Genomic DNA, 13,452 nt, shown 5'->3' with positions numbered 1-13,452 from the left:
AATAATATGCGACCTTGGTCGGCATTAATTGGGCTAGATGTAGTGAAACCGCCCGGTTTAGGGGCGATTTCAGGGAGTTGTGATACTAAACCTGTTGTTCACTAATAAGCGGTAAGCAAATGAGGATCTTAATGCCACCTAACTCACTGTGCTCAGCTTTTATAGTGCCTTTGTGTGTTTCAATCAGGCTTTTACAAATCGCCAGACCAAGGCCTGAGCCACCCGTTTGGCGGCTGCGCGACTTATCAACGCGGTATAAGCGTTCGAATATTTCAACTAACTGATTGTCGGTAACGCCGGGTGGGGTATCTTCAATGCTAAAAGAAATGCTCTGCTCTGAGGCTGTCGCTACAAATTTAATTTTGCCGGGTTTATCAGTATAAAAAGTACTGTTTGATAAAAGGTTCGTCAGTACTTGCTTAATTTTATCGATATCCCATGTCACCTTGATATCAGCAGCAACGCGAATGTTACTGGTAAATTCAAAGCCTTTGTTTTCTACAAAAGCAGCAAAGTCTTGTTGCCAAACGGATAATACATCAGCAAGTAAGTAGGGTTTTAAGTTAAGGTACAGGCTATCTGAATCTGCTTGTGCTAGTTGATGGATATCACGGATCAGTATATTGATATCGGTTAGTTTTCGATTAATTGCATCGTAAGAGGCATCAACGTCTTTGGCGATATTGTATTGCAATGCTTCAACTTGCAATTGTAGTGCTGTGAGTGGCGTGCGAATTTCATGAGATACATCGGCTAGTAAGCGGTTCTTTTTATCAACAACTTCTTGGAGTAGCTGTGCTCGTTCGCTGGCAAGTTTACGCTTTTTAAATGAGTGGTAGCCAAAGCCTGATATCAGTAAAATCACGCAGCTTAAGCCCAATAACCACGCTTTAAATTGCCATTCACTTTCGCTTAGTTGGGCGGCTTGAATTTGCTTATCAGCACTCAATTGATTGATTTCTTGCTGATTTCGCATAAAAGCCACTTGGCTTTGCATTGCGGCCACGGTTAAGTCGTGCTGATTTTTACCGGTATTATCTTCAAGGGTTTGATAGCGGCTTTGCGATTCAAATGCTTGTTTATACAGTTGTAAAGCAAGGTAAGAGTCAGTGAGTAACTTATTTAAGCTAATTTGATCTTCAACATCATGCAGTTCGTCAGCCTGTTTTAAAGCTTGCTCTGCGGTTTTAATAGCTTTTGAATGATCATCAAGGGCTTGATAGATGCGCGTTTGAGTGATCCCTAAAGACACTAAGTGTGATCGAAAATTATAGTCAGTAGCGATTGCTAAAGCGCGATCAATATATGCTTGCGCTTCACTAATGTTGCCTTGTTTTAAAGCAATTAACGCCATTAAATTATACGAGCGACATAGCCCTGTGTTTGAAGATGATTGTTGATAATAGCTAATCGACTTCTCAGCGTAATCGGTGGCTGTAGCCAGTTCACCTTGTTTAAGTGCAGCATAGCCAACTTTCATGGCACTATTACCAATATCGACTTTAGAGCCAATTTCTAAATCCAACACGTGAGACATTTTAAAGTGCTTTAACGACTGAGCATTGTCACCCATACGTCGATAAACTTCGCCAATTTCATAAAGCGCATCTGCAATGCCTTTTTTATCATCAAGTTTTTGATGCAAAGAAAATGATAGAGTTAAATTTGCAAGCGCCGCATTGTGATCGCCAATAATGGCTTCAATAATACCTAAGTTTTGTAGCGCAGATGCATATGATTTTTCGTCATCGAACTCGCGTAAAATATTGACTGCTTTTTGTGCTTCGCTTAGAGCTGCTATGTATTTATCTTGCCACCGTAAAATAGCTGCTAATCGCTCATAAGACTGGGCTATCAGCATAGAATCTTGTATCTGTTTGGCAATGGATAATGCATCTCGGTAGTGCTGCTCTGCTGTTAGAAAGTTACTTTTTCTACCTTGTGCGTAACCCTGAATAAGCATTGCTCGTACCGTTACAGCCTGATTGTTTTGTGTTTGTCCGTAATCTAGTAGTTGCTCTGCATAGCTCATTGCTTGGTCATAATCGCCATTGCTTACATTCATAAACGCCAACGATTCGAGCGCTTCTTGAATGATCTGTGGCTGATTGATGAGGGTTGTATCGTTAGTTAACTGCTCAAATATATCCGTTGCTTGGCTTGGATCACTGTTACGTAGCAATTGTGCTTCGTTTAGTTTTTCTTGAGCCTGTTCAGGAGTTATTGCAAAGGCGCTTAACGATAGGCAGCTAAGGGTGCAAGCCAAAGCTAAGCTTTTGTAAAATAATGGAGTATTTTTCATTTTTTATTTGGGTAAAGGCAACTGCCATTTTTGTAAAATTGCTTGGTATTGACCGCTTTGCTTTAAAGCTTTAACTGCATCAGTTAATTGTATAGCGAGTTGTTTGTCTATATTAAGGTTTGCAGCGAGGTAAAGGCCTGAGGGAAAGTCGTCTAAGTGCAGGCTTTTATGAATGTCACTAGGGTCAACTCCAGATAATGCCAGTTCGTTTTGCAAGGTTAGAGTGTTGGTAAGCACAAAGTCGATGCGCTCTTTTTCAAGCAATTGCCAAAGTTGATGGTAATGACTGACTAGCACCAAGTTTTTATCTTCATTAAATCCCGCTTGCTTCAAATAATGTTCACTTGAATAGCCTCGAATAGTTGCTACACGGTACTGCTGGGCTTGCTTTAAGCTAAATATTTTGTGGCTTTTACTCGATAGATCCACTAAATAAGCATCTGAAAAATAGGTTTGTTCTAACCACTTAAACCGGCTTTCACGAGCTGGATTTTTTAGTAACGAAATCATTAACATGTTTGGATTGTTTTCAAGCTCATAAAAAGCCCGTGCCATTGGCATAATTCTGAATTCGCCGGAGATGTTTGCGCGTGCTAGAGCTGTTTTTACTACTTCAACAAGCGCACCGTCTGCTTCGCCTTGCTGATTTTTAAAATGGTACGGTGGTAAATCTTCAGCAAGAAAGGTCAGTGTTTTCGCAGCCGTCGCACAACTGATCAAACAAAGCAGGGTAGCAATCAGAAATGAGCGGAGCAGCATAAAGACCCTTTATCCTTAAACAAGTTATTAACATATTAATTAATATTAGTGAAAAGGTATAGGTTTTTAGCTGCTGCGTAAGATTTAGTTACTTTTTTTACTGCGAGGAGCACCCAGTAAAATACCTATATGACAAACACATACAGATAAAAATGCGCTTACGCCAAGTGCGCCGCCGTAGCCATGCAAACGTGGCACTAAGTATTCAAACAACATTGCAAATAGTAACGAAGAAATGGCTAACGTGAAGATACCAAAGCGCTTTGGTGCGCTCATGCCAATGAAAGTCCCGCCAAAGAAAGCCACGCTGTAGAGCTCCACATCAACAGATAAAAGGCTCAAGACACTAAATGCAATAATGCTGGTAGCCGCTGATGCACGGATGCCATCAAAGCGATTATGATGCGCTAAAAAGTACGTTGAGTAGGCACCTAATAAAGCGGTAATAGCAATAAATAAATCCATTAAAAGACCCCTTTTGCCAGCATATAAAGCGCTACACTGGCAAAAGCAACGCTACCAAGACGACCACCAAAACCTGCAAATAGATTCATAGTTAATACGTAAAGGCTGGCACCAATTAAAGAGATAAAGCTCAGTTCCCAGTAGCTGTTGATTAAACTTGATGAGCACATGCCAGCAAAGCTGCCAGCGTATATGGCTGCATATGGGTGATTACCAAAACGAGCAGGAAAAGGAATGAATGTGCCAACTAACCCAGTAACTGCGGCAGATAAAACAAGGGCAACATTAGCTTGGTCATGAAGTAAAAAGCAGGCAAAACAGCCAACAGAAAAGGCCAAAAACTTGACCATGAAAAATGTAATATGTGCCATTAATTGACGATACACCTCGCTTAAGTAGGTAAACGAGGTGCATTATCTCATTGATGCGTTTAGTCCTGCAACTGCGCTTTGGCGGGTATTGCTGCTACTTTGGTATGGTGACCATACAAAGCAACAATTAAAAAGCAAACAAGTGGTACAACAAACGAAACCGCAGTGTTAAAGGCATCTATGGTTGCGGCTTGGATCAGCGGTAAAAATGCGCCTCCTAAAATAGCCATTACTAAGCCTGCTGCACCCACTTTTGCATCTTCACCCAGACCTTCAAGTGCTGTGCCGTAAATGGTTGGAAACATCAAAGATAGACAGCTCGAAATAGCAACAAGTGCGACTACGCCCATTAAGTTAACTTGCGTTGCAACAATAAAACAAAGTACAGCTGCAACTAAAGCCATAAAACGCAGTAATTTAGCGCCGCTTATAAAGCGCATGAGCCATGTCATAATGAAGCGAGATACTAAAAATACCAACATCGAATATTGTAATACTTGGCCACCAGTCACCTCTGTGGTGTTAAGTGCTTCCATGGTGTAGCCAATGGTGTAGGTCCATACACAGGTTTGAGCGCCAACATTAAAAAATTGTGCCAGCACACCAAATCGATAATGCTTGTTTTGATACAAATGTTGAAAGGTCTTTTTAAGTTTGCACGGCTGCGCTGTTATTTTTGTTTCTGTTGCAGGAGAGCGGCTAAAGAAGATACATAGCCATAGCAAGATTAAACAACAGGCCATGCCCACATACGGCACCATCACAGCATCGAGTTCAGCACTAACAACGGTTTTTAATTGTGCCTCATTCATCAAAGCGCGGCTTGCACTATCGGCTTGATTTAAGTTTGGTAAAATCAACGTCGCCGCTAAAAACACACCAATATTAGTACCAACAGGGTTAAAAGCTTGTGCTAGGTTAAGTCTACGGGTGGCTGTTTGCTCGCATCCTAACTGCATGACATAGGGATTTGCAGAGGTCTCTAAAATAGACAAGCCACCTGCAAGTATAAACAAGGCCAATAAAAAGTGACTATAGAGCATGGTTTGGCTAGCAGGGTAAAACAATAAGGCACCACAGGCGGCCATGGCTAAACCTACTAACAGCCCCGTTTTATAATTAAACCGTCTATTGATCATGGCCGCCGGTAAAGCTAGGCAAAAATAAGCGCCATAGTAACTAAACTGCACCAATGCTGATTGCAAGGCACTCATCGAAAATGTTTTGCTAAAAACTTTCACTAATGGGTCTGTCATATTGGCTGCAGTGCCCCAAGCAGCAAAGCAAATTGTAAGCAGAATAAAAGGCCATAGCATTTGGCGCGATACAATAGCGGACTGTGTTTGCATAGTTCACCAGATTAATGTGTTCATATTGTTGTGGCCGACAGTATTCATGACTACAAATAATAAATCAACCTAGTTGATTTATTATTTTGACTGGTAGATAGTACTCCAAACAGGTCTAATAGGCCGCTTATCAAGCTGGTATCAAGAAGGATGTTATGAAGAGCAGTTTATCGCGAGCACCAAGAAGCAATAACGAGCGCGCAATTTTAAGTTTAATTAGGCAGCAGCAAAGCATGCCTAAGGCACAAATAGCGAAGGCGTTAGCTTTGTCTGCTCAGGCGGCAACAGTGAATATCAATAAGCTCGAAGAAGATAAGCTATTGCTTCGTGATGCACCTGTTAAAGGCCGAGTAGGGCAGCCAAGTGTGCCTTTTAGGCTTAACCCTGATGGCGCGTTTAGTTTTGGTTTAAAAATCGGACGACGACGCTTCGATCTGATACTCGTTGATTTACAAAGCACGCAAAGAGCGTCTGTATCTTTGGAGGTGAATGAGGCATCGGTTGATGAGCTTAAAGTATTTTTAGAAACACATATTCCTCAATTAATCAGCCAATTAGAACCTGAGCTGCGCTCACATGTTTGCGGGCTTGGGGTCGCTATGCCGTTTGATATTTGGCAATGGCAGGCAACTTCAGACTCAGCAAAAAATCCCCTTAGCCAATGGCAAAACTTTGATTTGAAAGGCTACTTAGAAAGTCAGTTTCAGTTACCTGTTTATATTAGTAACGACAATAACGCAGCCTGCTGTGCAGAGTTAAGCCTCGGAAATCCTAATAACTATAGCGATTTTTTATATGTCTATTTAGGGGCTTTTTTAGGTGGCGCTGTGGTGATTAACCATCAGCTTCTCGAAGGCAAAAGTGGTAATGCCGGTGCAATAGGCTCCATGCTAAACGCTGAACGGGAGCAGTTACTTAGCCAGTGTTCGTTACTGTCATTGCAAAGTGAGTTTGATAATGCGCAACTTGGCATTTCTGTGTATGAGCTAACAGACAGTCAGTTTGCAGAGCATAAACGGCTAGTTCAGCCTTGGCTTGAAAAAGCCGCAGAGGCTATCAGTATTGCCATGCATAACAGTTTAAGTTTGTTAGATATGCAAGCTGTGATAATTGATTCGCCGTTACCGAGTATGGCGCTTGAACAGCTCAAGCAGTTATCAATTGCAGCATTTGCACGCTTAGATAGTCGTGGACTACGTAGCTGTGAAGTGAGTTTAGGTGTGTGCGGAGAAAAAGCGCAGTCGATAGGCTCTGCTCAACTTGCGCTTAGTCATCATTATTTTTAAACAGGAGTGAGCAGCTCACTCCTGTTTAATTTATTACTTCTGATATTGTTTGAACCACGCAAGCGTGTATTCAATTTTCGAAATCATACGCGATGGACGACCCGCAATACCATGTGGTGAGCCCGGTACACGAATAAGTACGGTATCTACCTTTTGCAGTTTTAATGCTTGATAGAATTGCTCTGATTCTGAAATTGGCGTACGGCGGTCTTCTTCACCTGTCATGATCAATGATGGCGTGGTTACGTTACCCACTAATGAAAGCGGCGAACGTTTCCAGTAGTGTTCAACATTATCCCATGGCATGCCCGGGAACTGGTTACGAATTTGACCAATGTAGCTGTCGGCAGTCAGTGTTTTACTTAACCAGTTGATCACTGGTTTGGTAATTGCAGCCGCGTTGAAGCGGTTTGTTAAACCTACAGCATAAGCTGTTGCAATACCACCTGCTGAACCACCAGCAATAAATAAGTTATCTTTGTCGATAAACCCTTTAGCAATCATGGCATCAACCGCTGAGTTATGGTCAGCAAAGTCTTCTTCTGAGCTGTATTTACCATCTAACAGCAATGCAAAGTCTTTACCGTAACTTGTTGAACCACGGTAATTTACATATAGAACCACATAACCTTCAGCGGCATAACGTTGTAATTCAGCAGTAAAGCTTGGGCCATAGGCTAGATGTGGACCGCCGTGAATTTCAACCATTAATGGATATTGCTTGCTCTCATCAAAATCAGGTGGCGTGATGTACCAACCTTGAATGGCTTGGCCGTCAAACTGCGACTTAACATTCAACTCGTGTACTTTACCTAGCTTTTTATGGCCTAATATATCTTCGTTTAATGAAGTAAGCGTTTTAGTTTTACCTTTGTATAGGTAGCCTAAATCAGCTGGGCGATACTCGTTGCCTTTTGTATAAGCAATTGCGCCATTGTTGGCCATGCTAAAACTACCGCTAACATACGGGCGACCAATTGAAGTGCCCGATAGCGTATCAGTTAAATCAGTTACCTTACCGCGGCTGGTTACTTTAGCGAGCTTACGCTTACCAAAATCATCGTATTGAATAACAAAGTCGCCATCGCCTGACCACTTATAATCAGCCACTGAACGGTCTAATTTTTCAGTAATATGCTTGATTGATTTATCATCTAAATCAAGTAATGACAGCGTTGAGTTAATATAAGGCACAGGGGCGTTATCACGAGCAACAAAGGCTAGTTCATCACCGTCTTTAGCATAGTAAGGATTGCTTTCTCGGCCCGGTAAATCTGTTAGCTGTGTAAGCTCACCTGATTTTACGTCAATTTCATAAAGGTCTGACTCAGTAGTGCGGTATTCCCAGTCATCATTGCGATCAGCAGAAAAAGCCAGTTTTGTGTTACTTGGATCCCAAGCAAGTGGACCATAGTGCTGATAATCACCCGATGTTAATTGGCGTGGTGTGCCACCCGAAACCGGAATAACAAAAACGTGACGATATGAAGGTTCTAAAAAGCCTGCACCATCAGCTTGATAACGCGCTTTTTCAATTACTTTAACTGGTTTTGACCACTCGGCGCCTTTTGGTTTTTTTGGCAGCTTTACTGATTTAGCGAACGCAGATTTACCTTCCGGAATGCTCATAGTGAAGGCAATTTGCTCTGAGTCATTGGACCAAGTTAAGTTACGTACTGATTTTGGAAGTTGCGTTAAAAGCGCTTGTTTGTCTTGCGCTAACCAATAAACGTGAAGTTGATTTGAGCCGCTTGAATTGCTGGTAAAAGCAATTTTTTGGCTATCTGGAGACCAAGTTGGTTGGCTGTAGTTATGTTCATCAGAAAACAGCGGCGTGTGTTGACCAGACTTTAAATCGTACAGCCAAAAGCTACGCTTGTTGCCATCTTTCATGATGTCGTAGCCGCTACGCACATAAACAATTTTTTTGCCGTCTGGGCTTATTTGTGGGTCGCCTGCGTATTCAAGTTGAAAAATATCTTCAGAAACAAATTTGTCGTTAGCATATACCTGAGCTGTTGTTGCTGCGCACAGCAAGCTGGCTCCAATAAAAATTGATTTTTTTAATTGCATGGAATGGTCTTTTTTTAGCCGTAAAATTTTATCCTAAAAGCAGACCATGCTGTGCGCAAGCACATTGAGATAAAGTTGCATTTACCCCAGTTGAATTGACTCAAAGTCTATATGTGCTTCGCTAGTACCTGATTTTAAAGGCTTAGGCAAACTTAAAATAGTCATCCCAACGACTATCTAAGCGTTGTTTGGCATTGGCTAAATCAACCGCCGAATAAAGATCATTGTTTTGATTAACCAGTTCAAGCTTGACGAGTTTGTCTAAAGCATCATCAATTTCAAAGTCGAGCTGGCAATTATGTTGCTCGTTAAACCATTGCTCAATTTGCTTATCTAATTGCTCTGCAGTCATCTCAGATTTGCTCTTTAATAAAAAGGTGTAGGCAAGCAGCGCTTCTTTTACATCTTCTTCTTCAGCTGCATCAACGAGGGTATGAAAAACACCTGCGTTGTTATCGAGATTTTTAAAATACAAGTTGTCGGCCAGTGCTTTCATAAAGCGAATTTTACGATTTTTAAACTTGCTCCACTCTTTAAATATAAAGCTGCCAAACACACCCATGCCGATTGCAAAGGTAATAAAGTGCTGCTGACTCATATGCACTTCTTCGCTGCGCCAACCGCCCCAAAAAGCAATCAAGGCAATAAGCAGTAAAATTGACGCGCCTAATTTTGTTACCAACACCACAGCACCACCAATCAGGGCAGATGAGCCAATAATCAGTTTATCAATCGGGCGCATTTTTACTTCGCTATTCGGAAACAGCATTTCTAAATCGGCTTTGGGGACATTCTGGAATAATTTGACGATGGTTGAATTGGGCTCGAATCCTACCGGCATTTTGCCTTTTTCTAAAAAGTACTGCTCGTCTTTAAAGCGAATGAATATGGCAACGCGGTCATAGTTGGTGAACTGAATTTGTTTTTTGCGCAGTCCCCAAAAACTGCGTAGCGTCTCGGTTTTTTGCGATTCGCCGCGACGATAAAAGACCACTTCTGCAAAGTCGTTAAACTCAACAGCCAAACGGACTTTAAATAAAGACTCTTCTTTAAGTGCATCTTGTAGGTCTTGATCAGTAATGGTTTCAAAATTGGCGGCATTGAGTACCGTGGCAAAATCTTTAGCAAAAGCTGATTGATAGTTGGCACGCTCAGCATCGGTAATAGGTTTCAGCGTGCGGGTATCGCTATTAGGGTCAAATGGCGCATAGTTGTTTTTTAATGACTCCAGCAACCCGTGATATTGATAATGGGTCACGCTTTGCAAAAGTGTAGCAAACTCCATAAACGAACTTGATTGCGACTCACCTAAATAGGCTTGGCAAAGGTTGATGATGTCGTGTTTACGAAAAGGAATAAAGCGTGCGTTAATCATTATGCTAATATTTATTTAAACAGAATTCGCTCAGATGATAAAAAATTAATCTCGAGAATGCGACTGTTACAAACAAATAGCATGACGTTAGACTTTTTTGCTGGTTAAAAGGGATTGCTTTAGGTTAATTGCTCCAGCCAAAATGCTGGTTTTTAAAATTCACGGTCGCTTTGTCATGCACTTTTAAACACGCTTTGCTAATGTTGAGCCAATTGCAGTAAGTTGTCGTGATCTGTTATGAGTATACAACCTCCACCAATCGAAGTTAAAGCTGAGTTAAACTCAGTACCTCTAGTTATAAAGCAGCTTTTTATAAGCGTGTTCATTATTTCATTGTTGATGATTGTGGTGACATATCTTTACCATTTTAATCGATTAGAAAATGATATTTATCTCAATGGCGTATTAACAGATGCTATTAATCTATTGATCCTCATATGTATATTTGCCTTTGTGCAAACATCGGTAGTAGCACAAAGAAGCTATTTATTTTTAAGTATCGGTATTTTTCTATGGAGTGTCGGACTGACCTTCGACTTTCTAGATGAACTTGTGTTTCAGCCTATTTGGGTGGGAATTTATATTGAGGATATTGCTCGAACAATTGGTATGTTGGTTACTGGTTTTGGTTTATTTTTAGCTTTGTCAGACTTAGCTAAAACCCGCGAGCAACTTGAAGAAGAGCTAAAAACAGATGTGCTTACCAAAGCCTATAATCGCCGTTATTTCTACCACTATGTACTGCAAAATCAAGATACACCGCATAGTATTGTAATTGTAGATATTGATCACTTTAAAGCGATCAATGATGAACATGGTCATGATGTTGGCGATCAGGTGTTGATTGATTTTGTATCGCAATGCCATGAGGCATTAGACCCGCAAATTTTATTTGCCCGTATAGGTGGTGAAGAGTTTGCTTTATTTGTTCCGACTGAAGATCAAGAAATATTGAGTCAGACATGTCAGCAACTATTGTGCTTGGCCAGTAACGTGATGGTTACGCCGAGTAAAACACTCAGTGTGAGTGTAGGTTCAGCTATAAAACGCGCCACAGAAACATTTAGTAATGCAATGAAACGAGCTGATCAGGCACTATATCAGGCTAAAAACCAAGGCCGTAGCCGTTATATTCATAAACCGTAAGGGACGGTTAAGGGTTTTTGTTGTACCCTAAAGCCGAGCAAAACGATTAAGGATGAATAATGGCAATTGCTAAAAAGTTAAAGCAAAAAACACGGCAGTTTATCGACTCTAAACATATGCTTAAATCGATAACAGTGGCATCATTTTTAGAGTCAACCATAGTGCCTATACCGCTTGAAGCTGTGCTTGTTCCGTTAATGCAAGCCCGCCGTGAAAAGCTGTGGTTAATCGCATTAATGGCGACCATTGGCTGTATTATTGGTGCTATTTTTGGTTATGCCCTTGGTTATTACCTATTTGATGTAGTAGGCGATTGGGTAATTAATACCTTCTCAAATCCTGAGCAATTCGAGCAAGTTAAACAAAAAATGCAAGCGCAAGGCTTTTGGTTTGTATTGACGCTCGGTATAGTGCCCATTCCATTTCAAATTGCCATGCTTGCCGCGGGTGCAACTAAGTATTCAATTTTTCTCTTTTTACTGGCTACGGTCATTGCGCGCTCAATCCGTTACTTTGCCCTTGCTGCTGTTGTTTATTATGCGGGTAATCAGGCTGAGCGAATTATTCAAAAGCACAAAACCAAAGCCTTAGTCGCTATTTCTGTGTTAGTACTGTTAATTTGGTGGCTCAGTACACTCATTTAACAAATAAAAAATACTGATTATGGTTATCCTGTCTATACTTTGAATTAAGGAAAGCGCTTAATAAAAACAACAGGATGACCCATGAATACCCTAGTAGCTGCACTGCCTATTTTGGTGCTGATCTGGATGATGGTAAAACGCAGCCCCATCGCTTCTTATATTGCCTTACCCATAACAGCGCTACTTGCTGCTTTACTGCAACTGTTTTTCTTTCAAGCTGATTTAAGGCTGTTGCTTGCCAATGTGTTTGCTGGTGTGTTGTCTGTTATGACGCCTATTTCGATTATTGCTGGAGCTATTTTACTTAACCGCATGTTGGCAATATCAGGGACCGAAACCACGATAAAACACTGGCTCGAATCAATTAGCAGTAATCAAGTTGCGCAGTTGATGATCATTGGTTGGGCGTTTGCATTTATGCTCGAAGGTGCATCGGGCTTTGGCACGCCTGCGGCCATCGCGGCGCCTATTTTGGTCGGGCTTGGTTTCTCGCCTTTTAAAGTGATTATTTTCACTCTTATTTTAAACTCGATCCCCGTATCTTTTGGTGCAGTAGGCACACCAACATGGTTTGGCTTTTCGGCGCTAAACTTAGACGATGGGCAAGTGTTGGCTATCTCAAGATGGACGGCGCTTTGTCATGTTGTTGCTGCTTTGGTTATTCCTATGATTGCGCTGTGTCTAGTGCTGCCACTAAAAAAGGTGCGTCAAAATAGCGTATTCATTTATTTAAGTGTGTTTTCATGTGTCTTGCCTTATTGGTTGTTTGCCCAGTGGAACTATGAATTTCCATCGTTGATAGGTGGTGCAGTGGGGCTATTAGTCACTATTTATTTGGCAAGCCGGGGAGTGGGGTTAGATAACTCAGCTGTAAATGCACAAAGCACGAAAGGCAAAGCTGAGCTCACACCAAAAGCGTTGTTTGTAGCGTTATTCCCGTTATTACTCTTGATTGTTGTGCTGGTCATAACCCGTATTCATCAGCTGGGTATTAAAGCACTGCTTAACGACGAAACGCTCTGGCTGAGTGTCAATTTAGGCTTTGCGCAATTTGAATTAAGTAAAGCGCTGATCTTATCTTTACATGAGATATTCGGCACCTCAGTGGAGTGGTCGTATAAAACCTTGTTTGTTCCAGCCTTGATCCCGTTTGTATTGGTGGTGTTGATCTGCGTGCCGTTACTTAAGATGAGTAAGCCACAAGTAAAGCAAATGTGCTCCGACACCTTAGGCCGCATTGCTATGCCATGTATTGCTTTAATCGGTGCATTGGTGATGGTGAATGTTTTAATGCAAGGCGGCCATAATGCGCCCATATTTTATATGGCAAGCACCTTTGCTGATTTAAGCGGTGAGCACTGGGTGTTATTTGCCTCCTACTTGGGGGCACTCGGCACTTTCTTTTCAGGTTCGGCAACGGTGTCTAATCTTACTTTTGGCGGTATTCAATATGGTATTGCTGAGCAAGTGGGCTTGTCAGAAACCTTAGTGCTTGCATTGCAATCAACAGGGGCGGCGATGGGTAATATGATCTGTATTAGCAATATTATTGCTGTAGCCAGTATTGTTGGAGTGAATAATCAAGAAGGGCCAGTGCTTAAGAAAACCTTTTTGCCGATGCTAATTTACGGAGCAATAGTTGGGGGCTTTAGTTACCTATTTTACTGATTAAACATGTGCAG

At 41.5% G+C, this 13,452-nt stretch carries 11 protein-coding genes; 4 read left to right on the top strand and 7 right to left on the bottom strand.

The features are described 5' to 3' along the window. Positions 1 to 85 precede the first annotated feature (85 nt). The 5 genes from NH454_RS08695 to fucP all read right to left on the bottom strand — a co-directional run bounded on the left by NH454_RS08695 (position 86) and on the right by fucP (position 5,246). Complete coding sequence (locus tag NH454_RS08695) at positions 86 to 2,266, bottom strand: tetratricopeptide repeat protein (protein WP_253038755.1); 2,181 nt, start codon at positions 2,264 to 2,266, stop codon at positions 86 to 88. 39 nt (positions 2,267 to 2,305) lie between these two features. After that, on the bottom strand, positions 2,306 to 3,061 hold the full coding sequence (locus NH454_RS08690; protein WP_253038754.1) for a transporter substrate-binding domain-containing protein: 756 nt from the start codon (positions 3,059 to 3,061) through the stop codon (positions 2,306 to 2,308). 84 nt (positions 3,062 to 3,145) lie between these two features. Further along, positions 3,146 to 3,526 carry a hypothetical protein gene (locus tag NH454_RS08685; protein WP_135925735.1) on the bottom strand — a complete coding sequence of 127 codons (381 nt, stop codon included), beginning with the start codon at positions 3,524 to 3,526 and terminating at the stop codon, positions 3,146 to 3,148. After that, the gene (locus tag NH454_RS08680; RefSeq protein ID WP_199526831.1) at positions 3,526 to 3,876 is read right to left on the bottom strand and encodes a hypothetical protein; all 351 of its coding nucleotides are present in this window, start codon (positions 3,874 to 3,876) and stop codon (positions 3,526 to 3,528) included. Before NH454_RS08680 ends, NH454_RS08685 begins: the two co-directional genes overlap by 1 nt. An 80-nt stretch (positions 3,877 to 3,956) precedes the next feature. Further along, positions 3,957 to 5,246 carry an L-fucose:H+ symporter permease gene (gene fucP / locus NH454_RS08675; protein WP_253038752.1) on the bottom strand — a complete coding sequence of 430 codons (1,290 nt, stop codon included), beginning with the start codon at positions 5,244 to 5,246 and terminating at the stop codon, positions 3,957 to 3,959. A gap of 155 nt (positions 5,247 to 5,401) precedes the next feature. Between fucP and NH454_RS08670 the strand changes: the two genes are divergently transcribed. Beyond that, complete coding sequence (locus NH454_RS08670) at positions 5,402 to 6,532, top strand: ROK family transcriptional regulator (protein ID WP_253038750.1); 1,131 nt, start codon at positions 5,402 to 5,404, stop codon at positions 6,530 to 6,532. Positions 6,533 to 6,565: 33 nt separating this feature from the next. On the opposite strand, the gene NH454_RS08665 is transcribed toward NH454_RS08670, so the two are convergent. Then, the gene (locus NH454_RS08665) at positions 6,566 to 8,605 is read right to left on the bottom strand and encodes a S9 family peptidase (protein WP_253038748.1); all 2,040 of its coding nucleotides are present in this window, start codon (positions 8,603 to 8,605) and stop codon (positions 6,566 to 6,568) included. 142 nt (positions 8,606 to 8,747) lie between these two features. Next, on the bottom strand, positions 8,748 to 9,980 hold the full coding sequence (locus tag NH454_RS08660; protein WP_138556595.1) for a TMEM143 family protein: 1,233 nt from the start codon (positions 9,978 to 9,980) through the stop codon (positions 8,748 to 8,750). Positions 9,981 to 10,217: 237 nt separating this feature from the next. Here NH454_RS08660 and NH454_RS08655 point away from each other — a divergent pair, with 237 nt between their 5' ends. The 3 genes from NH454_RS08655 (at position 10,218) to NH454_RS08645 (ending at position 13,438) form a co-directional block, all read left to right on the top strand. After that, positions 10,218 to 11,126, top strand: coding sequence for a GGDEF domain-containing protein (locus tag NH454_RS08655; RefSeq protein ID WP_253038746.1), 909 nt, complete (start codon positions 10,218 to 10,220; stop codon positions 11,124 to 11,126). Between the two features lie 59 nt (positions 11,127 to 11,185). Continuing rightward, a complete protein-coding gene (locus NH454_RS08650) occupies positions 11,186 to 11,770 on the top strand; it encodes a VTT domain-containing protein (protein WP_135925729.1) in 585 nt (194 codons plus the stop codon). A gap of 81 nt (positions 11,771 to 11,851) precedes the next feature. Continuing rightward, complete coding sequence (locus NH454_RS08645; protein WP_253038744.1) at positions 11,852 to 13,438, top strand: L-lactate permease; 1,587 nt, start codon at positions 11,852 to 11,854, stop codon at positions 13,436 to 13,438. Positions 13,439 to 13,452: the final 14 nt, after the last annotated feature.

The sequence above is a fragment of the Pseudoalteromonas sp. Ps84H-4 genome (assembly GCF_024124645.1).
GTDB classification, from domain to species: domain Bacteria; phylum Pseudomonadota; class Gammaproteobacteria; order Enterobacterales; family Alteromonadaceae; genus Pseudoalteromonas; species Pseudoalteromonas lipolytica_C.
The sequence above is the reverse complement of the archived record's forward strand: the minus strand, read 5'-3'. Positions and strand labels throughout refer to the sequence as shown.

Bases quoted from the DNA above. Each gene is read 5' to 3' on its own strand.
- NH454_RS08690 (WP_253038754.1), bottom strand. From the start codon at position 3,061: ATGCTGCTCCGCTCATTTCTGATTGCTACCCTGCTTTGTTTGATCAGT.
- NH454_RS08685 (WP_135925735.1), bottom strand. From the start codon at position 3,526: ATGGATTTATTTATTGCTATTACCGCTTTATTAGGTGCCTACTCAACG.
- NH454_RS08680 (WP_199526831.1), bottom strand. From the start codon at position 3,876: ATGGTCAAGTTTTTGGCCTTTTCTGTTGGCTGTTTTGCCTGCTTTTTA.
- fucP (WP_253038752.1), bottom strand. From the start codon at position 5,246: ATGCAAACACAGTCCGCTATTGTATCGCGCCAAATGCTATGGCCTTTT.
- NH454_RS08670 (WP_253038750.1), top strand. From the start codon at position 5,402: ATGAAGAGCAGTTTATCGCGAGCACCAAGAAGCAATAACGAGCGCGCA.
- NH454_RS08665 (WP_253038748.1), bottom strand. From the start codon at position 8,605: ATGCAATTAAAAAAATCAATTTTTATTGGAGCCAGCTTGCTGTGCGCA.
- NH454_RS08660 (WP_138556595.1), bottom strand. From the start codon at position 9,980: ATGATTAACGCACGCTTTATTCCTTTTCGTAAACACGACATCATCAAC.
- NH454_RS08655 (WP_253038746.1), top strand. From the start codon at position 10,218: ATGAGTATACAACCTCCACCAATCGAAGTTAAAGCTGAGTTAAACTCA.
- NH454_RS08650 (WP_135925729.1), top strand. From the start codon at position 11,186: ATGGCAATTGCTAAAAAGTTAAAGCAAAAAACACGGCAGTTTATCGAC.
- NH454_RS08645 (WP_253038744.1), top strand. From the start codon at position 11,852: ATGAATACCCTAGTAGCTGCACTGCCTATTTTGGTGCTGATCTGGATG.